Origin of the sequence: Parapedobacter lycopersici, assembly GCF_024643285.1 — a bacterium.
Classification (GTDB): Bacteria; Bacteroidota; Bacteroidia; order Sphingobacteriales; family Sphingobacteriaceae; genus Parapedobacter; species Parapedobacter lycopersici.
In genome coordinates, this window is record NZ_JAMSLW010000002.1 from 399,576 (window position 1) to 420,180 (window position 20,605).

19 protein-coding genes are annotated in these 20,605 nt (G+C 51.1%); 12 read left to right on the plus strand and 7 right to left on the minus strand.

What is annotated here, in order from left to right; all coding sequences use genetic code 11:
- Positions 1–11 precede the first annotated feature (11 nt).
- The 5 genes from NEV57_RS05860 to porX form a co-directional block, all read right to left on the minus strand.
- Positions 12–908, minus strand: coding sequence for an outer membrane beta-barrel protein (locus NEV57_RS05860; protein ID WP_257657365.1), 897 nt, complete (start codon positions 906–908; stop codon positions 12–14).
- A 22-nt stretch (positions 909–930) separates the two neighbouring features.
- Complete coding sequence (locus tag NEV57_RS05865; protein ID WP_257657366.1) at positions 931–1,647, minus strand: hypothetical protein; 717 nt, start codon at positions 1,645–1,647, stop codon at positions 931–933.
- 31 nt (positions 1,648–1,678) lie between these two features.
- Complete coding sequence (locus NEV57_RS05870; protein WP_257657367.1) at positions 1,679–2,230, minus strand: RNA polymerase sigma factor; 552 nt, start codon at positions 2,228–2,230, stop codon at positions 1,679–1,681.
- A 112-nt stretch (positions 2,231–2,342) separates the two neighbouring features.
- The gene (gene tsaE, locus NEV57_RS05875; RefSeq protein WP_257657368.1) at positions 2,343–2,759 is read right to left on the minus strand and encodes a tRNA (adenosine(37)-N6)-threonylcarbamoyltransferase complex ATPase subunit type 1 TsaE; all 417 of its coding nucleotides are present in this window, start codon (positions 2,757–2,759) and stop codon (positions 2,343–2,345) included.
- Between the two features lie 21 nt (positions 2,760–2,780).
- Positions 2,781–4,334: a T9SS response regulator signal transducer PorX gene (gene porX / locus NEV57_RS05880; RefSeq protein WP_257657369.1), complete on the minus strand. Its 1,554-nt coding sequence runs from the start codon at positions 4,332–4,334 to the stop codon at positions 2,781–2,783.
- Between the two features lie 189 nt (positions 4,335–4,523).
- Here porX and NEV57_RS05885 point away from each other — a divergent pair, with 189 nt between their 5' ends.
- From NEV57_RS05885 to NEV57_RS05915, 7 genes are all read left to right on the plus strand, one after another.
- Complete coding sequence (locus NEV57_RS05885; protein ID WP_372340065.1) at positions 4,524–5,753, plus strand: HD domain-containing protein; 1,230 nt, start codon at positions 4,524–4,526, stop codon at positions 5,751–5,753.
- Between the two features lie 66 nt (positions 5,754–5,819).
- Positions 5,820–6,860: a UDP-3-O-(3-hydroxymyristoyl)glucosamine N-acyltransferase gene (gene lpxD / locus NEV57_RS05890; RefSeq protein ID WP_257657371.1), complete on the plus strand. Its 1,041-nt coding sequence runs from the start codon at positions 5,820–5,822 to the stop codon at positions 6,858–6,860.
- Positions 6,861–6,899: 39 nt separating this feature from the next.
- The gene (locus NEV57_RS05895) at positions 6,900–8,309 is read left to right on the plus strand and encodes a bifunctional UDP-3-O-[3-hydroxymyristoyl] N-acetylglucosamine deacetylase/3-hydroxyacyl-ACP dehydratase (protein WP_257657372.1); all 1,410 of its coding nucleotides are present in this window, start codon (positions 6,900–6,902) and stop codon (positions 8,307–8,309) included.
- Positions 8,306–9,100 carry an acyl-ACP--UDP-N-acetylglucosamine O-acyltransferase gene (gene lpxA, locus NEV57_RS05900; protein ID WP_257657373.1) on the plus strand — a complete coding sequence of 265 codons (795 nt, stop codon included), beginning with the start codon at positions 8,306–8,308 and terminating at the stop codon, positions 9,098–9,100. Before NEV57_RS05895 ends, lpxA begins: the two co-directional genes overlap by 4 nt.
- A 27-nt stretch (positions 9,101–9,127) precedes the next feature.
- A complete protein-coding gene (locus tag NEV57_RS05905; protein WP_257657374.1) occupies positions 9,128–9,751 on the plus strand; it encodes an ABC transporter ATP-binding protein in 624 nt (207 codons plus the stop codon).
- A gap of 99 nt (positions 9,752–9,850) precedes the next feature.
- Positions 9,851–10,411 carry an elongation factor P gene (gene efp / locus NEV57_RS05910; RefSeq protein ID WP_257657375.1) on the plus strand — a complete coding sequence of 187 codons (561 nt, stop codon included), beginning with the start codon at positions 9,851–9,853 and terminating at the stop codon, positions 10,409–10,411.
- Positions 10,412–10,524: 113 nt separating this feature from the next.
- On the plus strand, positions 10,525–11,136 hold the full coding sequence (locus NEV57_RS05915; RefSeq protein ID WP_257657376.1) for a 5-formyltetrahydrofolate cyclo-ligase: 612 nt from the start codon (positions 10,525–10,527) through the stop codon (positions 11,134–11,136).
- Here the strand turns inward: NEV57_RS05915 and NEV57_RS05920 are convergent.
- A complete protein-coding gene (locus NEV57_RS05920; protein ID WP_257657377.1) occupies positions 11,114–12,403 on the minus strand; it encodes an HAD-IB family phosphatase in 1,290 nt (429 codons plus the stop codon). The genes NEV57_RS05915 and NEV57_RS05920 overlap by 23 nt on opposite strands.
- A 16-nt stretch (positions 12,404–12,419) precedes the next feature.
- On the minus strand, positions 12,420–13,403 hold the full coding sequence (locus NEV57_RS05925) for an NAD-dependent epimerase/dehydratase family protein (RefSeq protein ID WP_257657378.1): 984 nt from the start codon (positions 13,401–13,403) through the stop codon (positions 12,420–12,422).
- Positions 13,404–13,522: 119 nt separating this feature from the next.
- On the opposite strand from NEV57_RS05925, the gene NEV57_RS05930 reads away from it, so the two are divergent.
- From NEV57_RS05930 to ruvA, 5 genes are all read left to right on the plus strand, one after another.
- A complete protein-coding gene (locus NEV57_RS05930) occupies positions 13,523–14,707 on the plus strand; it encodes a formimidoylglutamase (protein ID WP_257657379.1) in 1,185 nt (394 codons plus the stop codon).
- A 16-nt stretch (positions 14,708–14,723) separates the two neighbouring features.
- A complete protein-coding gene (locus NEV57_RS05935; protein WP_257657380.1) occupies positions 14,724–16,085 on the plus strand; it encodes a DNA recombination protein RmuC in 1,362 nt (453 codons plus the stop codon).
- Between the two features lie 85 nt (positions 16,086–16,170).
- Positions 16,171–17,595, plus strand: a complete 1,425-nt coding sequence (dacB, locus tag NEV57_RS05940) for a D-alanyl-D-alanine carboxypeptidase/D-alanyl-D-alanine endopeptidase (RefSeq protein ID WP_257657381.1) — start codon at positions 16,171–16,173, stop codon at positions 17,593–17,595.
- 120 nt (positions 17,596–17,715) lie between these two features.
- Positions 17,716–19,995 carry an NADP-dependent malic enzyme gene (locus tag NEV57_RS05945; protein WP_257657382.1) on the plus strand — a complete coding sequence of 760 codons (2,280 nt, stop codon included), beginning with the start codon at positions 17,716–17,718 and terminating at the stop codon, positions 19,993–19,995.
- A gap of 14 nt (positions 19,996–20,009) precedes the next feature.
- Complete coding sequence (ruvA, locus tag NEV57_RS05950) at positions 20,010–20,591, plus strand: Holliday junction branch migration protein RuvA (RefSeq protein WP_257657383.1); 582 nt, start codon at positions 20,010–20,012, stop codon at positions 20,589–20,591.
- Positions 20,592–20,605: the final 14 nt, after the last annotated feature.

Sequence of the window (20,605 nt, forward strand, 5' to 3'; positions counted from 1 at the left end):
CGGGCGCATTGTCAGAACCCAAACATCAACCCGAATGCGAAATTGCGCAGCCCTTCCTGCTGCGGACTGTTTTCAAAGCTATCGTTAATGTAATACTTGGCATAGATGCCGAAAGGGCCTACGCCAACCCGGGCAAATGCGCCGTAGCGGAATTGCGCTAAGTTATAGTCATCCTTAAATTTTTGCTTTCCAAATTCGTCACTTTTAAAGCGTTGGGTGCCCTTCAGCAGGAAACCGCCCTCTGGTCCGACAGCAAATTTCAGTCGGCCCAACCCGTCATAATGACGGCTGCGCCACTCGAACGTGAGCGGCAGCCGGAGGTAGGTGGCTGTCAGCCGGTTCTTCGTATAATTGATTTCGTTACGGTCGACGATATCCCAGGCCAGCGGGGTGGTGTTTTCCCGCAGATCGATGTTCTCACGGAACCGGATATAGGTCCAGTCAAATCCACCGGATAAAAAGATACGGAAGTGGTCGTTGAAGCGGTAACCCACCTGCAACAGGTCGAACCCGAAATTAACCGTCTTTCCGGGCCGGTACCGGAAGTCCCGGTTATTATCGGACAACGTAAAGCTTCCGTTATCCACTAACCTGACCAGCCCGAGATCAATCCGCGACAGGGTAATACCATAAATGGGGCGCGCGTTCCGGGTATCATGAGCTGTTTCCTCCGGTTCATCCGTCTGGAGCCGATATGTCTTTTCCTCGCTTCCAACACGGATTATGCCTTCGTCTTCACCGGGAACCAGAATCCGTACCTTGCGTTTCTCTCCGGTATCCACGTCTTCCACAATGACCGTATCGGCCGAAATCGCACGCTGGCGCTGGCGCTCTGCACGCTGGCCTTCCTGGGCAACGGATGCCAGGGCGATGGTGCATAAAAATAATGTAAGGCTGGTGTATTTCATGTCTGACTGATTTAGTAACGTATTATTTCCTGCTTCGGTTTCGTGCCAGGTTAAATTCGATTTTTATGGAGCCTTCGCTATCGCTGGAAAAGAGCACCGCTTTTTCTTCCCGTCGGTCTACCGTTCCCACTACGAAATTCAGCAGCTGGCTTACGCCGAACGGATTGGAGCGCGGTGCGGATGCCAGCATTTCCGCTGCCGTGTCGTCCAGCACCACCGGGGGCTGCAGGTCGGGCACTTCGGCAATGTCCGATCCGGAACTACCCGTCTCCGGAGTGGCACGGAGCGATGGCGGGGTTGCGGCGGGTGGTAGCTGCACGGCTGGTGTTTGTTTTACGGCCGGTTCGGAAGGGAGCACTTCCTGTATCGGTGCGGTTGCCGCCGGTATTGGCTCCGACCGTACTTTTCGCGGTAATGCCCGTGCTGTCCGGGTACGTCCGGGCATTACCGATGCAGTTTCCCCGGCCGGACGGCTGGCCGCGACGGGACCGGCGGGCTGTGCATGCGTTTCCGCCATTGGTGCCGCTGTTTTCCCCTGCAGGTAAATAACCGGTACCGGACGGCTGGCCCAGTAGGACAGCACGCCCACCAGCAGCACTGCGGCGGCGGCCCACCGCCAGGCAACGGACACGGTACGGCGCCGGACAGGCATCGCAGCCTCATCCGGCGTTTTACGCGCCAGGCCGGCCTCAATCTTATCCCACAGGCCGGCAGAGACGTCCGGGGTAAAATTTTTCATCTTATCCCGGATATGGCGATCAAATGGATTATCATCTGGATTCATATGCTTTTATTTGCTTGATTCGTTCTTTAAGCCAGTTTCTGGCCCTTGATAACTGCGATTTGGACGCCCCCTCGCTGATCTCCAGCAGTTCGGCAATCTCCTTATGCGAATATCCCTCAATGGCATACAGGTTAAATACGGCCCGGTAGCCATCCGGTAACAGCCGGATCATAGCCAGCAGGTCTTCACATGCCAGTGCATCGATCACCGCTGCTTCCTGCGGCGCGTCCGTTACCTCCGACAGCTCCATCACCTGCACAGACCGGCCGTTTTTCCGGTACGTTTCAATTGCGGTGTTAATCATTACCCGGCGGATCCAACCTTCAAATGACCCCTCACCGCGAAAGCTCTCAATCTGGGTAAACACCTTAATAAACCCGGCCTGCAGCACATCTTCGGCCTCGGCAGTGGTTCTCACGTAACGCATACACACACCCAGCATGCCGGAGGCCAACTTGCGATACAGCATTTCCTGGGCTCGGGGGTCGTTTGCTTTACAACCTTCATACAAATGATCTAATGCAACGGTTTGCTCCAATGCTGATGTGTTTATTGCTAAGATGCAATTAATTGGGAAAAGGTTGCATGGAAAGGATATTTTTTAGGCCCGGGCCGCCGCCAGTGGGTCGGTATGGGCTGGGCCGGGTAGTTTAACCCAGGGAAACCGTGCAGGTACGTTTGCCATCCGCGTCCGCATCAATCCGCACAGAAACGGCATCGGGCGGCAACAGGCCAGCTATTTTTTCGGGCCACTCTACAAAACAATAGTTGCCGGAATAAAAATACTCCTCGTAGCCCAGATCGAATGCCTCTTGTTCGGATTTTATGCGGTAAAAATCAAAGTGGTAAACCGGCCCGCGGGGGGTTGTGTATTCATTGACAATGGAGAAGGTAGGACTTGCCGTGGCGTCGGTTACCCCCAGCTGTCCGCAAATGGCTTTAATCAAGGTCGTTTTACCTGTGCCCATCGGACCGTAGAATAGCAATACACGCCGCGTACCGGCTGCGTCCAGCAGCTTCGCAGCCGCATCGGAAAGGGCGCCCAAATGCGCGATTTCGATAACCATGCGACAAAAATACGGTTTTTGCTATTTGGTGGTGTACGTAATGTAGGGAATTATGACCTCTTCGAGCGATATGCCGCCGTGCTGGAATGTCTCATTGAAATAATTGACAAAATGGTTGTAATTATTCGGGTAGACAAAATAGGTATCCTCTTTTGCAAAAATGAAGCTGGAGCTTACGTGCAGTTTAGGCAGCATGGCGTCATGCGGATTCTTGATGTGGAAGACATCCTTAGCAATATAATTCAGGTTTTTCCCCTGTTTATAACGCAGGTTGGTGTTGGTGTTCCGGTCGCCGATTACCTTGCTGGCATGCTTGACCCGGATGGTGCCGTGATCCGTGGTAATGATGACCCGAACCTGTTTCTGTGACAGCCATTTCAGGGCATCCAGCAAAGGTGAATGCTCAAACCACGACAGGGTCAGTGAACGATAGGCTGCTTCATCATTGGCTAATTCGCGGATCATGGCCATGTCCGTGCGGGCATGCGAAAGCATATCCACGAAATTATACACCAGCACATTCAGATCATTTCCCATCAGGTTGCTCAGGTTTTCGGCGAGGTCGCGCCCCTGATCAAGCGTAAGTATCTTATGGTACGCGTGCTTGCACTCCCTGCGGTACAGCCGTTTAATCTGATCGGCCAGAAACTTATCCTCATGCAGGTTTTTGCCTCCCTCATCCTCATCATTCTGCCAGAGGTCCGGAAACCGCTTTTCCATCTCCAGCGGCATCAATCCGCTGAATATGGCATTACGGGCATACTGGGTAGCCGTTGGCAGGATGCTGTAATAGCTATCCTCTTCTTCCAGACGGAAATAATTGGTGATGACTTCGTTAATCACCCGCCATTGATCATACCGCAGGTTGTCTATCAGGAAAAAGAACGTGGGCCTATCCTCCTGAAGACCCGGAAAGACCTTTTTACGGAACAGCTGATCCGACATGACCGGACCGTTTTCGGGTGATGCAATCCACCGGAGGTAGTTCTTTTCCATAAACTTGGAAAACTGCATGTTGGCCTCTGCTTTTTGCAGCGTAAGTACTTCATGCATCCCTGCGTCTTCCAGTTTTTCCAGGGAAAGCTCCCAGTAAACCAATTTTTTATATACGTCTTCCCATTGCCGGAAATCCAGGTTGTCATTGAGGATCATGCCCAGGTTACGGAAATCCTGCTGGTAGGCCATGGAGGTTTTTTCGCTCACCAGCCGTTTGTTTTCCGTCAGTTTCTTGATAGTAAGCAGGATCTGCTTCGGGTTTACCGGCTTAATCAGGTAATCATCTATCTTAAACCCGATCGCCTCCTCCATCAGGTGTTCTTCCTCATTTTTAGTAACCAGTACCATGGGTACGGCCGGATTGATGTTCTTCAGCTCAAACAGCGTTTCCAGGCCGGTGAGGCCGGGCATGTTCTCATCCAGGAAAACCAGGTCGTAAAACCCCTTTTTGAATGCGTCTACGGCATCGTTTCCGTTCGTTACGGTTTTCACGCTGTAGCCTTTTTCATTGAGCAGCATGATGTGCGGCTTCAACAAATCAATCTCATCATCTGCCCAGAGTATATTCGTTTCCTGCATCGTTTTCAGTATCCTTCGCTAATTTTTACTGTTCGTTCGGCAAGCAGTTACTGCTTACCCCTGTCTATTTTCCACGAACATAACGAAAAGTTGACTGATCCAGCGATTTTTAACATTAATTAACAGGCAGGTCTTGTATCTTTGCAGGCAGGTGAAGCCATCAGGGCTATCCTGCAATTGGAACGCGCATTGAATAAGAAAAAAATAATAAACGACCCGGTATATGGATTCATTTCCATTCCCTCTGCTTTTATTTTTGATCTGATCCAACACCCGTATTTTCAGCGGCTGCGTTACATCAAGCAGGTCAGCATGACCCACCTGGTTTATCCGGGCGCTTTACATACCCGGTTCCAGCATGCGCTGGGCGCCATGCACCTGATGGGCCTGGCAATTGAAACGCTGCGAAACAAAGATATCGCGATTACCCCGGAGGAGGAGGAGGCTGTACTGGCCGCCATTTTACTGCACGACATCGGCCATGGCCCTTTTTCCCACTCGCTGGAACATACGCTGGTGGAAGGGGTTTCCCATGAAATGCTGTCGATGCTCATGATGAATGAACTGAACCAGACCTTTGGGGGGCGGCTCGATCTGGCGATCACGATTTTCAACAACAGTTATCCCAAAAAATTTCTTTACCAGTTGGTATCCGGACAGCTTGATATCGACCGGATGGACTACCTGAACCGCGACAGCTTCTTCACGGGTGTTTATGAAGGGGTGATCAGTTTTGACCGGATCATCAAAATGCTGAATGTTGCCGGCAATGAATTGGTGCTCGAACAAAAGGGAATTTATTCAGCCGAAAAATTCCTGATCGCGCGGCGGCTGATGTATTGGCAGGTATACCTGCATAAGACCGTGTTAAGTGCCGAGCAGATGCTCCTTAAAATTCTCCAACGGGCCAAGGAACTGTGTGGAATGGGCATTACCTTATTTGCCTCGCCATCCTTGGAACATTTTTTGTGCAACAGGATTACCCGGGAAAATTTCACTGGGGATGTGTCACATTTGGTACATTTTTCGCGTCTTGATGACACTGATATTTTGTCGGCAATCAAGACGTGGGCATATCACGCAGACGATGTATTGAGCATGCTGTGTACCCGGTTGATCACGAGGGAGCTTTACCATACGGAACTGCATACGACTGCTCCGGCGCGGGAGCAGCTTGCGGATCTGAAACAAAAGGCCGTAACATTTTTTGGAATCGATCCGTCAAAGGCGGATTATTACGTTTGGGTGCAGCCCATTGAGAACAGCGCCTACGAACTGAATGACAGTAATATAAAAATTTTAATGAAGGACGGCAGCATATTGGATATCGCCGAAGCTTCAGATTTAGCTAACCTGGAAACATTATCAAAGAAAGTCCAAAAATTTGCTGTTTCTTTTCCCAAGGAATTATTGCGGTGATTTCCATACAATGGACTGACAACCAGCAATAGTTTGTTTATAGTATTTAAACTTATAAATTTGCAGATGCAATTTTCCGCACATCAAATCGCAACACTCGTAGGCGGGTCCCTGGAAGGAGACCCTAATGTGATGGTGGGACAATTGGCCAAGATTGAGGAGGCGTCAAGTGGCTCTTTATCCTTTTTATCCAATCCGAAATACGAACCCTATCTTTATACCACACAGGCATCGGTCGTGATTGTCAATGCCGACCAGAAACTGGACAGGCCGGTGCAGAGTACGATTATCCGGACCAAGAACGCATATTCCGCGTTTTCCACCCTGCTGGAGGTATACAACAAGATGCGCCTGGAAAAAACAGGAGTGGAGCAGCCTTCTTATATTCATCCCAGCGCGAAAATCGGGAAGAACGTTTACATCGGTGCTTTTGCTTATATTGACAAGGATGCAGTTATCGGCGATAACTGTAAAATATATCCCCACGTTTATGTGGGCGACCATGTGCAGATCGGGAACGACACAACCCTGTTCCCCCGTGTATGCGTTTATTACGACTGTGTCATCGGTGCGCACGTGACTGTACACTCGGGTACGGTGATCGGGAGTGATGGCTTCGGATTTGCCCCGAAAGAAGACGGCACCTATCAGAAAATCAACCAGATTGGCAATGTGCTGATCGAGGATCACGTGGAGGTGGGCGCCAATACGGTAATCGACCGGGCCACCATGGGGTCGACTGTGATTCGCCAGGGTGTAAAACTGGACAACCTGATTCAGATTGCCCACAATGTGGAGGTGGGTAAAAACACGGTCATTGCGGCCCAGTCAGGTATTTCCGGCAGTACAAAGATTGGGGAACGTGCTGTAATCGGCGGACAGGTAGGCGTTGTAGGCCACATCAACATCGCTAACGGGAGCCAGATACAGGCCCAGTCCGGCGTCAACCGGGCTATTGTGGAAGAAGGGAAAAAATGGTCGGGAAGTCCCGCCACACCTTATAACGCACAGATGCGCTCACAGGTAATTTATACCCGCCTGCCGGAATTGGAGCGGCGGCTGGAAGAACTGGAACAATTACTATTAACTAAAGAAGAATCGAAATAAATCTACCTTAATCCCGTTCGGGGATCAGTCATAATGACTATGAATGTAAAACAAAGAACAATTAAGTCTGAAATTACCGTCTCAGGTGTCGGTTTACATACCGGGAAGCCGGTAACCATGACACTGAAACCTGCTCCGGAGCATCACTGGTATAAATTCAGACGCATCGACCTGGAAAACCAACCCACTGTCTTAGTTGACGCTGATCATGTTTCGGACACTTCCCGGGGGACAACGATTTCCCAGAACGGCGCCAGTGTCAGTACCATCGAGCATTTAATGGCTGCGCTGGTGGGGCTGCAGATCGACAACGTGCTGATCGATATCGACGGACCGGAAGTACCGATCATGGACGGCAGCTCGGCTCCATTTGTAAAAGTGCTGGAACAGGCGGGCTACACCGATCAGAATGCCGACCGCGATTATTACGAAATTCCACATAATATCCATCATACCGAATCCGACCGCAAGGTGGAGATGGTTGCCATGCCGCTTGACGGCTACCGTTTTACCTGCATGATTGATTTTAACTCGCCGGTACTGGGGAGCCAGCATGCATCCATCAGTAACATCGACGAGTTTTCTAAGGATATCGCGCTATCCCGCACCTTCTGTTTCCTGCATGAACTGGAAATGCTGTTGAAAAATAACCTGATCAAGGGAGGCGACCTGAATAATGCCATTGTTGTGGTAGACAAAGAGGTAAGCAAGGAAGAACTGCGGAACCTGGCCAAGCTGTTCAACCGTGAGGACATCGACGTGGCGAAAGAAGGCATCCTGGACAACATTGAGCTGCGCTACCAGAATGAGCCGGCCCGACATAAGCTGCTGGATATGATTGGCGACCTTGCCCTGGTGGGGCGGCCGATCAAAGGCCACATCATGGCAGCGAGACCGGGGCACGCGGCGAACGTAGCGTTTGCCAAAAAGATAAAAGCACAGATAAAAAAGGAGAAAGGCCGGAAATATGCGAAGGTCTATAATCCCAATGTACCGCCGTTGTATGACACGATACAGATCATGAAGATCCTGCCGCACAGGCAGCCATTCCTGATGGTGGATAAAATTCTGGAGCTGACAAAGACTCATGTGGTGGGATTAAAGAATGTAACCATGAATGAAGACCTGTTCATGGGACATTTCCCTGGGGCACCCGTTTTTCCGGGCGTGCTGCAAATCGAGGCCATGGCGCAGACCGGCGGGATACTGGTATTGAGCACGGTACCTGATCCGGAGAATTACCTGACGCTGTTTCTCAAAATTGAGAACGCCCGTTTTAAAGCACAGGTCAATCCCGGTGACACCATTATTTTCCGGTGTGACCTGCTGGAGCCCATCCGCCGGGGCATTGCCCAGATGAAGGGCATCGGCATGGTAGGGGAAAAGGTCGTTGTAGAAGCAGAGTTAATGGCACAAATCGTAAAAGTAAAGGATAACCAGGCATCATGATACAGCCACTTGCATATATACACCCACAGGCCAAGATTGCCGGTAATGTGGTTATTGAACCCTTTGTTACGATACATAAGGATGTCGTCATCGAAGACGGCACATGGATCGGCTCCAACGTGACGATCATGGATGGTGCTCGGATCGGAAAGAACTGCCGCATATTTCCCGGAGCAGTCATCTCGGGAATCCCACAGGACCTGAAGTTCGATGGCGAGGACACGACGGTTGAAATCGGAGACAATACCACCATCCGGGAGTGCGTCACGATAAACCGGGGCACGAAGGACAAATGGAAGACTGTCATCGGAAAAAACTGCCTCATCCAGGCATACAGCCATATTGCACACGACTGTATTATTGGCGATAACTGTATTTTCTCAAACAGCAGCACACTGGCCGGACACATCACCGTGGGCGATTATGTGGTACTGGCTGGCCTGGTAGCGGTTCATCAGTTCTGCCACATCGGGTCACACGCGTTCATCGCAGGAGGTTCATTGGTGCGGAAAGATGTGCCGCCGTTTGTTAAGGCTGCGCGGGAGCCGCTTTCCTATGTGGGCATCAACTCCGTTGGCCTCCGGAGACGGGGATTTTCCTCCAGCCAGATCAATGAAATACAGGATATTTACCGGATTCTTTTCGTTAAGAATAACAACCTGACGAAGGCCCTGGATATCATCGAAGCGGAATATAAACCCACAGAGGTCCGCGATGAAATACTGGATTTCATCCGGAATTCCAACCGCGGCGTAATGAAGGGATTCGGTCAGAGCAAGGGTATGCTTTAAGGGATAAGGACTACTAATGCCGGCCACGTGGAGATAGTGCTCGAAGATATGGGTAGACGGTTTAACCGGGAATGGATTTTCCGGCACCTGGACTACCGATTTTCAGCCGGGCAAAGCTATGCCGTACTGGGGCCGAACGGCTCCGGTAAATCTACACTGCTACAGGTCATTGCATCCAGCCTTACCCCTTCTACGGGCCATATCCGGTACGCACTGGACGGATCGGCCATAGCTATCGACCAGGTGTACCGACTCATTGCCATCGCAGCGCCCTACATGGAACTGATTGAAGAGTTTACGCTCGCCGAACTGGTTGCGTTCCATTTTTCATTTAAAAAATACCTTCCGGGATACGACCTCCAGGCAATCATTGAACTGACGGGACTGCAGGCAGCCCGCGATAAAGCGCTGCGCCACTTTTCTTCGGGTATGCGGCAACGGGTAAAACTGGCGCTGGCCTGCTGCTCGGATGTGCCTGTCCTGTTACTGGACGAACCCACATCCAACCTGGACCGTGCAGGGATCGACTGGTACCTGGAGCTGGTCAGGGCAACACAGGAAAACCGGTTGCTGATCGTATGCTCGAACCAGGAACACGAATACCGTTTCTGCACGGAAACCCTTCGGATTACCGATTACAAACAGGCATAACCGACTGTCCGTGGCAGACGTGTTTTTTTGTGATGCATTTGTATCTGGGGACCGAATTCTGTATTTTTGGACAGTTAAGAATTACGAATAGCAATACGTATGGCTAAAGCTTCAGAAGTAAAGACAGGTAATATTTTACGTTTCAATGGTGCACTGGTAAACGTAGAGGAATTTATTCACCGCACGCCCGGCAACCTGCGGGCGTTTTATCAGGCGCGGATGCGCAATGTAAAAACCGGCAAACTCGTTGAATACCGTTTCCGTACGGATGAGGAAGTTGAAATCGCGCGGGTAGAAACCAGCGATTACCAGTATCTGTATGAGGAGGGCGAGACATTTGTGGTGATGGACAATAATACGTTTGAACAATTTAATGTTCCGAAGCATCTTTTCGGTGATTCGGCACGGTTTTTGAAAGAAGGTATGCAGGTGATTGTGGCGCTTGAGAGCGATGAACCGATCATGGCTCAGGCACCCACAACCGTAGAATTGGAAATTACCTATACGGAACCGGCAGTTAAAGGCGACACATCTACCAATGCCTTAAAAAGTGCGACAGTGGAAACGGGAGTGGAGATTAAGGTACCTCTTTTTGTAAATCAGGGAGACAAAGTAAAAGTAGATACACGTACGGGAGATTATATCGAACGGGTGAAATAAAGATATCAAATTTTTAGGTTTAGGTTGATTATTCGGTCTTGGGGCTCCCCGCTCCAAGGCCGATGTTTTTTAGGGGTACTTTATTCGGTATATTCGCACCGGACAACGGGAATATGGACCAGACCAAACATGCTTTACGTCAAGCCTACCGGGAAAAGCGGATCCGGCTTTCTGCCGATGAACTCAACCGGTTAAACGAATCGCTCCTGGAGCAGGTTAAGCAATTCGACATGGTGGGTATCCGCACGATACACCTATTTTTACCCATTAAGGGGAATCACGAACCCGACACATTTGCCATTGCGGATTGGCTGCTGGAACGGTATCCGGGCATCCGGCTGGCCACTACGCAGCACGGGAAGGATATGCAGGCGATGACGCCGGTCATCTGGGATCGCCGGGCGCCGCTAAAGGAGAACCGCTGGAAAATTCCCGAGCCGGAACAGGGGGTGTCCATTCCTGCGGACACTATTGATGCGTTGTTTATACCCCTGCTCGCTTTTGACAAAAATGGAAACCGGGTGGGTTATGGAAAGGGGTTTTACGATCGTTTCCTGGATACCTGCCGGCCGGATGCGCTCCGCATCGGATTATCACTGTTCGACCCGGTGGATGCGATCAGTGACCTGCATACCCACGACATTCCGCTCTCCCATTGCATTACCCCCACCGGACGGTGGGCATTCAGCGGACCGGACACTGCTAATACAGTATCCGGAACTTGATGGTGTGGTCAATCTGCCGCAGCTGTTTAAGTAACTTCCGGTCGTATGCCGTGTCGACATCGGTTACCGCATAACCGATATCGCCCTTGGTCATCAGAAACTGGGCGATGATATTAATCTGATTTTCCGCAAACAGCTGATTGATCTGCGCCATGACGCCGGGTACATTCTGATGAATGTGAAGCAAGCGGTGGGCTTTTTCCACTTTTGGCAGCTGCAGGTTTGGAAAATTACGGCTCATATAGGTATCTCCCCTATTGATAAAATCGGCCATGCGCCGGGGGATAAATTCACTGTTTCGTTTTTTCGCTTTTTTATCATCGAATAGCACAATCCCCTTTTCATTGCAGATTTCCCGGTTTACCTGATCTTTGCTATCGCCCAGGTAGCCCAGTGTTTTCAGCTTATCCGCGCGTGTCAACTGGTCGTCGCTCAGTTTCACGTTACTTCCCAATAGCAGCATCCCGACGTCTTTCACATATTTTTCTTCAAATGTTTCCTTGACACGGATAGAGAAGCCATCCCGTTTGAGGATGTGAGCCGCAATTTCGGGGACATTCCCCACAATCAGGCACAGAATCCGGTTCTTGGGATAAGAAATCGCCCTGGGCAGGTCATTGACATACAGGAATTCGTCAAAACTTGGTGTAATGTGGTCGGCCTTTTCCGACACGCTTTTACGCTCGATATTTTCGGTAAATGCAAAGAAACGTTCAATTAATCCGGATTCCTTTAGCTGAAAGTCCGAATAACCATCACCGATACCGTAAATTTTACCGGGCAGCTGCAGCTGTTTCAATAGCTTCACCTTGCCGCCCTCTTCCGAAAGCGGATTGTTTTCGTCGTAGCCGGTGATGTTTCCCTCCTCGTCAAATGTAAAGGTATTGGCATATACATTTTCCTGCTGGATATGGTACGGCGATACGACGGGAATAATAAACTCCTTAAAGCCGCCGGACACGATGAGTGCGCTTTCGCTGTGTTTTTTAAAGAACTCGCGGTTGCGGAGAAACGACGGAGACACCTTTTTCTTCAATACCGACACCAGTTTCTTAAGGTGGTCGCGGTTGGCCTCCAGTAACCTGATCCTGCCGGCGAGGCTGTCGCGGAAAGACAGCTGGCCATTCATGGCGAGATTTGTCAACCGCTCTATTTCCTCATAGATCAGTTCCCTGGCCGGGTGTTTAGCCAATGAAATCCGGGCCAATTCGTCTAACGCTTCCACCTGTGTAAAGGTGCTATCGAAATCGATGATGTAATAGTTCATCCGTTATTTATGTATGTTATTGTTTTGTTGATAATGCGGTACAGATTTCGCGCAGGGTATCGTCGATGGGACGGAACGTAATGCCGGTCGCCCGACGAACCTTTTCATTGGAAAACTGCCGGATCCGGCTGGCCGACCGGGCAACCTCGCGGGTGAGCGATGGCCGTTTGCCGGTAAACCAGGCCAACCCATGCGCCATCCGCCAGGCCAGGCTCAGCACAAACGGGGTCGCCTTAAAGCGCGGGGCCGGCCGGCCAAGGTAGGTGCTGCACCTTGCCAGCAGTTCCCTGTTGGACATGTTGACGTTGCTTAACAAAAAACGCTCACCGCGGATGGCCCTGTTTTCCATCAGGAGGATCATTGCCTTCGCCACATCCTGAACGTCAATAAGTCCGACATTACCCGTCGCATAAAAATTCAGGCCGTTTTGCAGGTTGGCGAAAAGTGTCCCGGTTGTTCCGTTCCCGCCCGCCCGGGCGGTGGCGCCAATAATCAGTGCGGGATTGACAATGACGGCATCCAGCCCTTCCGCAATGCCCCGCCAGACTTCCTGCTCTGCTTCATATTTCGCGATGGAATAGCCCGATTTACCGTTGTTGTATTCCCAAAGGTCTTTTTCCGTAACCGCCGCACCGGATTTGGACTTGCCCAATGCAGCCACCGAACTTACGTGCAACAGCCGTGCGCCGTGTTCGAGTGCAAGTGTCACGACATGGGCTGTCCCCTCGACATTGATTTTTCGCAGCCGATGGCGATCCGCCGGATGAAAGGAAATAAAAGCCGCGCAGTGATAAACCTCGGTAATCCCTTCAAATGCTTCTTCCAACGCAAAAAAATCATTGATATCAGCCGTAACCCATTGCAGCTGCGGTTGATTTTCCAGGGATACTGGAATTTGGGAAGAATCGCGTTTTGTCGCGCGCACATGAACCCCCGAGTCGATGAGCTGCTGAATTAATGCCGAACCGAGAAAGCCTGTTCCTCCTGTTACTAAAACCACTGTCGATAAACCCTTGGTAAAATAATGCTTCCAAAAGTAAGGTAATAAATGGATATTTGTGGAATATCAGGCCATGATTCTAATTTTTTTGGCGTTTTGACCTACAACACGGAAATACGATGTCCTTATCTGATTTTTTTGCTCCCGTTTCACCCGATAACCTGGCTCCCGAAAACGGCTATTTGAATTCGCAAATCGGAAAAATAATCCGCGCCTATGACCGCGAATTTCCCGACCTTACCGAAGACAAGCCGGACCTCGCACTATTTGGGGTGCTGGACGACCGGATGGCGATCGGCAACGATGGCTGTGCACAGGCTCCGGACGCTGTACGGGAGCACCTTTATCAGCTGTACCAGGGCGATTATAAGCTCCGGATGGCCGACCTGGGGAATATTTTGGCAGGAGAAACGGTAACGGACACCTATGCGGCCGTAAAGACCGTCTGTGCCGAGCTGATCAAATCGAATATCATTCCGGTGATCATCGGCGGCGGACAGGACATTACTTATGCGCAATACCTCGCTTATGAAAAACTGGAGCAGAAGGTGGAAGTTGCGCTGGTGGATTCACGATTCGATCTGGATCAGGAAAATACCGAAAACGCGCCGCTGAATTCGCTGACTTACCTGAACCACATCATCCTGCACCAGCCGGATTACTTGTTTAATTTGAGTAACCTGGCCTATCAGACGTATTTTGTGAGCCAGGAGTCCATAGCCATGTACGACAAGCTGTACTTTAATGCGATGCGGCTCGGCCTCATTGCAGGCAAAGCCGACCAGGTGGAACCCATTGTCCGGGCAGCGGATATGCTGAGTTTTGACATCGGGGCCGTACGGTTTTCGGATGCACCGGGCAATGCCCGGGCAACGGTTAACGGCCTGTTCGGCGATGAGGCCTGTCAGATCTGCCGGTACGCTGGCATGAGCGACAAGCTCACATCCATTGGCTTCTACGAGTGCAATCCGCGACTCGACCGGAGCAGGCAGACCGGAATGCTGGTTTCGCAGATGATCTGGTATTTTATCGACGGATTCTATCACCGGAAGCACGATGTGCCACTGGTACCGAAATCCGCTTACATCACCTACCGTACCACCCTGGATGACGACGCCAGCTATGAACTGGTATTTGTGAAGAGCAAGAAGTCAGACCGGTGGTGGATGCAGGTGCCCTATTCGGGAGTCAAATCCGTTAACGAACGGTACCACCTGGTGCCCTGCCGCTATGAAGACTATCAGTTAGCCGTTGGCGGCGAAATGCCTGACCTTTGGTGGAAGACCCACCAAAAATTAATTTGACGAATAGTTATTTACCATGGAGATTTACCTGATTGCCGTTGCCCTCATTATCCTGATCGTTGCCGTTGTGTTACTGATCAAACGCCCCCGGTATACCGGGGCGTCGGAATTGACGGCATTGCAACAGGAAAAAGAGGTGCTGGTGGTTCAGCTGGCCCGTGCGGAACAACAGGCGGAAAGCCTGGCTGCCGAAAAAGAGCGGATCACGGTCCTGCTCCGGGAAGAGCAGCAACGGCTCATCAATGAGCTGCAGCAGGAACGCGCGCGGTTGGCCGACGCAGAAAAAGCGCTTGAAAACGCCCGGGCGTACTATACCTCGCAACAGGAGAAGCTAAAAGAGCAGAAAGCCGAAATTGAAACCATTAAACAGCAATTCAACACCGAGTTTCAGGTTATTGCCAGTAAAATCCTGGAAGAGAAGACGCAAAAATTTACGGAGACCAACAGCAAGTCCCTTGACCAGATCCTGAATCCGCTCAAGGAAAAAATAAAGACGTTTGAAGAGAAAGTAGAAAAAACCTATCAAACCGAGGCCAGCGAACGGAATACCCTGAAAGGCGTGGTGCAGCAATTGATGGAACAAAGCCTGCGTATTAAGGATGAGGCCAATAACCTGACGCGTGCGCTCCGGGGCGACAGCAAAAAACAGGGCAATTGGGGGGAAGTGATCCTGGAACGGGTACTGGAGCGTTCGGGGTTAGTCAAAGACCGGGAATACCGCCTGCAGGCGTCGCTGATCGATGAAGAGGGCAAGCGCCTGCAACCCGACGCCATCATTGACCTACCTGACGAGAAGCACCTGGTGGTCGATTCCAAAGTGTCGCTAGTTGCCTATGAGCGTTGGGTGAACGCCGACACCGACGAAGACCGGGAGGCATTTGCCAAGCAACACATCCTGTCGATAGAAAATCACGTGAAGGGCCTTTCGGCAAAAAATTATCACGACCTGTACCAGATCAACTCACCGGATTTTGTATTGCTTTTTATGCCCATCGAATCGGCATTCAGCATGTCCATTACGTATAAAGCGGATCTTTTCAGTGACGCGTGGGACCGGAGGGTGGTAATTGTAAGCCCATCTACCCTGTTGGCCACCCTGCGGACGATCGCCAGCATGTGGAAACAGGAGCGGCAAACACGCAACGTGCTGGAGATTGCAAAAGAAGCCGGTGCGCTTTACGATAAGTTCGTGGGCTTTCTGCAGGATATGGATCGCGTGGGAGAGCAATTGAACCGGGCGGTGCGTTCACACGAAGATGCTACCAAGAAATTAGGCAGCGGGCCCGGGAACGTCATTAAAAAGGTAGAAAAGCTAAAGAAGCTGGGAGCCCGCGCAAGCAAGCAGATTGACAGCAACCTGATTGACGACGAGGAATAACATTGTCCTTCCGTTCTTATTTTTTTTGGCTAACTTAGCTGATACAAAACCAGAATATTTCATTAGCTACGTATTTACCAACGCGATGTTCCAAATAAGACAGTTACTACTTGCCAGTATTGCCGTATGTTTCACATCCATTACCCTTGCCCAGTCCCTATCGCAGAAAATCACCACTGCTTTCCACCAATTTGCATCGCATGAAAGCCTGGCATACGGCACCGCTTCGCTGACGGTGATCAACGCCAAGACAAACCAAGTGGTGTTTTCGGCCAATGAAAAGGTTGGCCTCGCCCCGGCTTCCACGCTAAAAACGCTTACCTCGGCCGCTGCGTATTACCTGCTCGGCACCGATTATACCTATGAAACCACACTGGCTTACAGCGGCGAAATTGACCCGCAGGGAAACCTAAAGGGGGATATTATTATCCGCGGCAGCGGCGACCCGTCGCTGGGCAGCGACCGGTTCCCTCAGACTTCGGACCAAACCGTGCTTTCGGGCTGGGTAAAGGCAATACAGCAGGCGGGAATCAGGCACATTGAGGGCGCGGTAATTGTAGACGACTCCCGCTATAACGGCCACACGGCACCGGGCGGATGGACCTGGCAGGACATGGGCAATTACTACGGTGCGGGCGTATCGGCCCTGAACTGGCGGGAGAATGCGGTGGGCGTTAATTTCCGCGCAGGCGGCACCGTGAATGCACCTACCTCCATCGTGAGTACGACAGCTGATATCTCTTACCTGCAGCTGGTTAATGAAACGACCACCGGCGATCGTGGTACAGGCGATCGTGTATATGCTTTTTCCGCACCCTATGCCTCGCGCATTTACCTTCGGGGAACCTATGGCATCGATCTCCGGAAAACCGTCTATCTGTCGTTGCCGGACGGGGCTTATGACGCCGCGTACCAGCTGCACACGGCATTGGCTAACGCAGGGATTGACCAGACCAGTGCACCCACAACGTTTCACCTGCTGAAACTGGCGGGCAGTGAGATCCCGCAGCCGGGTAAGGTGCTGGAAAATTACCGTTCGCCCGCATTACGCGAATTGATTTACTGGTTTAACCAAAAAAGCATTAACCTGTATGGCGAGGCTTTCCTGAAAACCATGGTATACCAGGAAGAAGGCAAGACCGACACCCGTGACGGGGCGGAGATGCTCCGGGATTTCTGGACCAATAAACTAGCTATTGCTCCGGGTGAACTGAAGCTTATGGATGGTAGCGGGCTTTCACCGGAGAACCGGATTACCACACATGCGATGGCACGTATTCTCACCTCGATCCGCACCGCACCCTGGTTCGGGAGTTTTTACGAAAGCTTGCCAACATATAATGGAATGAAGATGAAAAGCGGTACCATAGGCGGTGTACTGGGCTATACCGGTTATCAGACTGCGCCTGACGGCACGCCGCTGGTATTTTCCCTGCTGGTAAACAATTATCAGGGGCCTGCGCAGCCGATGCGTCAGCGCATGTTCCAATTGCTAAATACGTTGAAATGACCCATTTTAGTCGGGGAAAAGGGACCTCGATGGAGACACATGACAATACCAAACAGCTGTTTACCAATCAGAAAAGAATCATAACTTTGCAATGATTTGCTATTAGCCAACACAGTTACCATGAACAAAACAAATCGTAAGCAGGATGCGCTGAATTATCACGCAATGGGCAGACCCGGGAAAATTGCGGTGATACCAACCAAACCGACCCAGTCGCAACGTGACCTTTCCCTGGCTTACTCCCCCGGGGTAGCCGAACCCTGCCTAAAGATAGCCGAGAATAAAGACGACGTATATAAGTACACGGCCAAGGGCAACCTGGTTGCCGTGATCAGCAACGGCACGGCGGTGCTTGGGCTCGGGGATATCGGCCCCGAAGCCGGGAAACCGGTTATGGAAGGCAAAGGACTGCTCTTTAAGATCTTTGCCGACATCGACGTGTTTGACATTGAACTAAACACCAAAGATGTCGACGAATTCGTGCGCACCGTGAAATGCCTGGAGCCCACCTTCGGAGGCATTAACCTGGAAGACATCAAAGCCCCGGAATGTTTCGAAATTGAGCGGAGGTTGAAGGAGGAAATCAACATCCCGGTTATGCACGACGACCAGCATGGGACTGCCATCATTTCAGGGGCCGCCCTGATCAATGCCTGTGCCATGCAGAAAAAGAAGATCGAAAAGGTAAAGATCGTGGTAAACGGCGCCGGTGCAGCCGCCATTTCCTGTACACGCATGTATATTGCGCTTGGTGCACAGAAAGAAAACATCATCATGCTCGACAGTAAGGGGTGCATCCGGAAAAGCCGCACCGACCTGAATAATACGAAAGCGGAATTTGCTACCGACCAATCGGTTGACACGCTGGAAGAAGCGTTAAAAGGTGCGGATGTCTTTATCGGCCTCTCCGTTGCTGACGTCGTTTCTTCCGAAATGCTGAAAAGCATGGCCAAAAATCCGATTGTTTTTGCCATGGCAAACCCCGACCCGGAAATTTCCTATCCCCTGGCGGTAAAGACCCGTAAGGATGTAATCATGGCTACCGGGCGCTCCGATTACCCTAACCAGGTAAACAATGTGCTGGGGTTCCCCTATATTTTCCGCGGTGCGCTTGACGTCCGGGCTACGGCTATTAATGAAGAAATGAAAATCGCGGCGGTAAAGGCCATTGCCGCATTGGCTAAACAACCGGTACCCGAATCCGTAAACCAGGCGTATAACACCAATAACCTGAAATTCGGCCCGGAATACATCATTCCCAAGCCCACGGATCCCCGGTTGATTACGGAAGTTGCTCCCGCTGTGGCAAAAGCGGCGATCGCATCAGGTGTCGCGCGGACGACCATTACTGACTGGGATAAATACACCGAGGAACTGCGCCAGCGGCTCGGGCTGGACGACCGCTTAATGCGCAACCTCAGCGATGCCGCCAAGCGAAACCCCAAACGGGTTGTGTTTGCGGAGGCTGATAATTACAAGACCCTACGTGCCGCGCAGATTGTTAAAGAGGATGGCATTGCCATTCCCATCCTGCTGGGAAACAAACAGAAAATCGGGCGGCTGATCGCAGACAACCTGCTGGACCTGGATGATGTACAGATTATTGATCCATTGGAGGAAGTGACAACCGAACGGTTCCAGCAATACGTGGATTACCTGTACGCCAAGCGGCAGCGCCGTGGCGTTTCTTTATTGGACGCCCGTAAACTAATGCTCGACCGGAATTATTTCGGGGCCTGTATGGTTCAGTTTGACGAGGCAGACACGCTGATCTCCGGCCTGACGAAGAATTACGCGACGACCATCCGGCCGGCGCTGCACGTCATCGGTACACGGCCGGGCAGTAAACTGGCGGGGATGTACATGATGCTCACGCCAAAAGGGCCGGTATTTTTCGGCGACACAACCATCAATGCAAATCCAACAGCCGAGGAGCTGGTAGACATCACCTTGTTGTTGAATGAGGCGGTCAAAAAAATGAATATTGCACCCCGTATCGCCTTACTCTCCTATTCGAACTTCGGTTCCAATGACGGGGAAGTTCCTTTTAAAGTCCGTGATGCAGCAAAAATACTCCGGGAAAAACATCCGGATATTTTAGTGGACGGAGAGATGCAGGCTAACTTTGCTGTGAATGCCGACCTGCTTGCTGCCAATTTTCCATTCAGCACACTGAACGGAAGCCCGGCGAATACGCTTGTATTCCCTAACCTGGAATCGGGTAACATCGCCTATAAACTCCTTCAGGAAATTGGCAACGCAGAGGCTGTAGGACCGATTCTGCTCGGCATGAATAAACCGGTGCATGTATTGCAGCTCGACAGTTCAGTTCGTGAAATTGTAAACATGGTGACCATTGCCGTAGTGGATGTACAATCAAGAGAAACTAATTCACGTTAACGACCCGGGCTGCCATGTATGAATACCTAAGTGGAAAACTGGCTTTTAAAGCACCAACCTACGTAGTCCTGGATGTTGGTGGCGTCGGCTACCATATACACATATCACTGCATACCTTTGCACAGATCAAGGATGCCGAACAATGCAAGCTGTATATCAGCTTCCAGGTCCGCGAAGATGCACATACCCTTTACGGGTTTGCCGAAGAAGGCGAACGCCGCCTGTTTGAACACCTGATTTCCGTATCCGGGATCGGGCCGGGTACCGGAAGGATGATCCTTTCCTCCATCACGCCGGATGAGATCCAATCAGCGATCATTAACGGGAATGTGCCCCTAATTCAACGAATCAAGGGCATCGGACCAAAAACAGCCCAGCGGATGGTGCTTGAATTACAGGACAAACTGAAGAAACAGGGCGGGGATACGCTGATTGCTGTCCATAGACCCCAAAGTATTCCTGAAGAAGCATTAAGTGCGCTGGTTATGCTTGGGTTTGCCCGGCCACAGGCGGAGAAGACACTCGCCGGCATTGTGCAGCAACAGCCTACGTTAACGGTGGAAGCGCTTATTAAAGAGGCCTTGAAGAAATTATGATAGAATGGAACACT

Excerpts from the sequence above, each read along its gene's own strand:
- NEV57_RS05915 (WP_257657376.1), top strand. The coding sequence starts at position 10,525 with ATGGACCAGACCAAACATGCTTTACGTCAAGCCTACCGGGAAAAGCGG.
- lpxA (WP_257657373.1), top strand. The coding sequence starts at position 8,306 with ATGATACAGCCACTTGCATATATACACCCACAGGCCAAGATTGCCGGT.
- NEV57_RS05930 (WP_257657379.1), top strand. The coding sequence starts at position 13,523 with ATGTCCTTATCTGATTTTTTTGCTCCCGTTTCACCCGATAACCTGGCT.
- tsaE (WP_257657368.1), bottom strand. The coding sequence starts at position 2,759 with ATGGTTATCGAAATCGCGCATTTGGGCGCCCTTTCCGATGCGGCTGCG.
- NEV57_RS05935 (WP_257657380.1), top strand. The coding sequence starts at position 14,724 with ATGGAGATTTACCTGATTGCCGTTGCCCTCATTATCCTGATCGTTGCC.
- NEV57_RS05860 (WP_257657365.1), bottom strand. The coding sequence starts at position 908 with ATGAAATACACCAGCCTTACATTATTTTTATGCACCATCGCCCTGGCA.
- NEV57_RS05920 (WP_257657377.1), bottom strand. The coding sequence starts at position 12,403 with ATGAACTATTACATCATCGATTTCGATAGCACCTTTACACAGGTGGAA.
- ruvA (WP_257657383.1), top strand. The coding sequence starts at position 20,010 with ATGTATGAATACCTAAGTGGAAAACTGGCTTTTAAAGCACCAACCTAC.
- efp (WP_257657375.1), top strand. The coding sequence starts at position 9,851 with ATGGCTAAAGCTTCAGAAGTAAAGACAGGTAATATTTTACGTTTCAAT.
- lpxD (WP_257657371.1), top strand. The coding sequence starts at position 5,820 with ATGCAATTTTCCGCACATCAAATCGCAACACTCGTAGGCGGGTCCCTG.
- NEV57_RS05895 (WP_257657372.1), top strand. The coding sequence starts at position 6,900 with ATGAATGTAAAACAAAGAACAATTAAGTCTGAAATTACCGTCTCAGGT.
- NEV57_RS05865 (WP_257657366.1), bottom strand. The coding sequence starts at position 1,647 with ATGAAAAATTTTACCCCGGACGTCTCTGCCGGCCTGTGGGATAAGATT.
- porX (WP_257657369.1), bottom strand. The coding sequence starts at position 4,334 with ATGCAGGAAACGAATATACTCTGGGCAGATGATGAGATTGATTTGTTG.
- NEV57_RS05945 (WP_257657382.1), top strand. The coding sequence starts at position 17,716 with ATGAACAAAACAAATCGTAAGCAGGATGCGCTGAATTATCACGCAATG.
- dacB (WP_257657381.1), top strand. The coding sequence starts at position 16,171 with ATGTTCCAAATAAGACAGTTACTACTTGCCAGTATTGCCGTATGTTTC.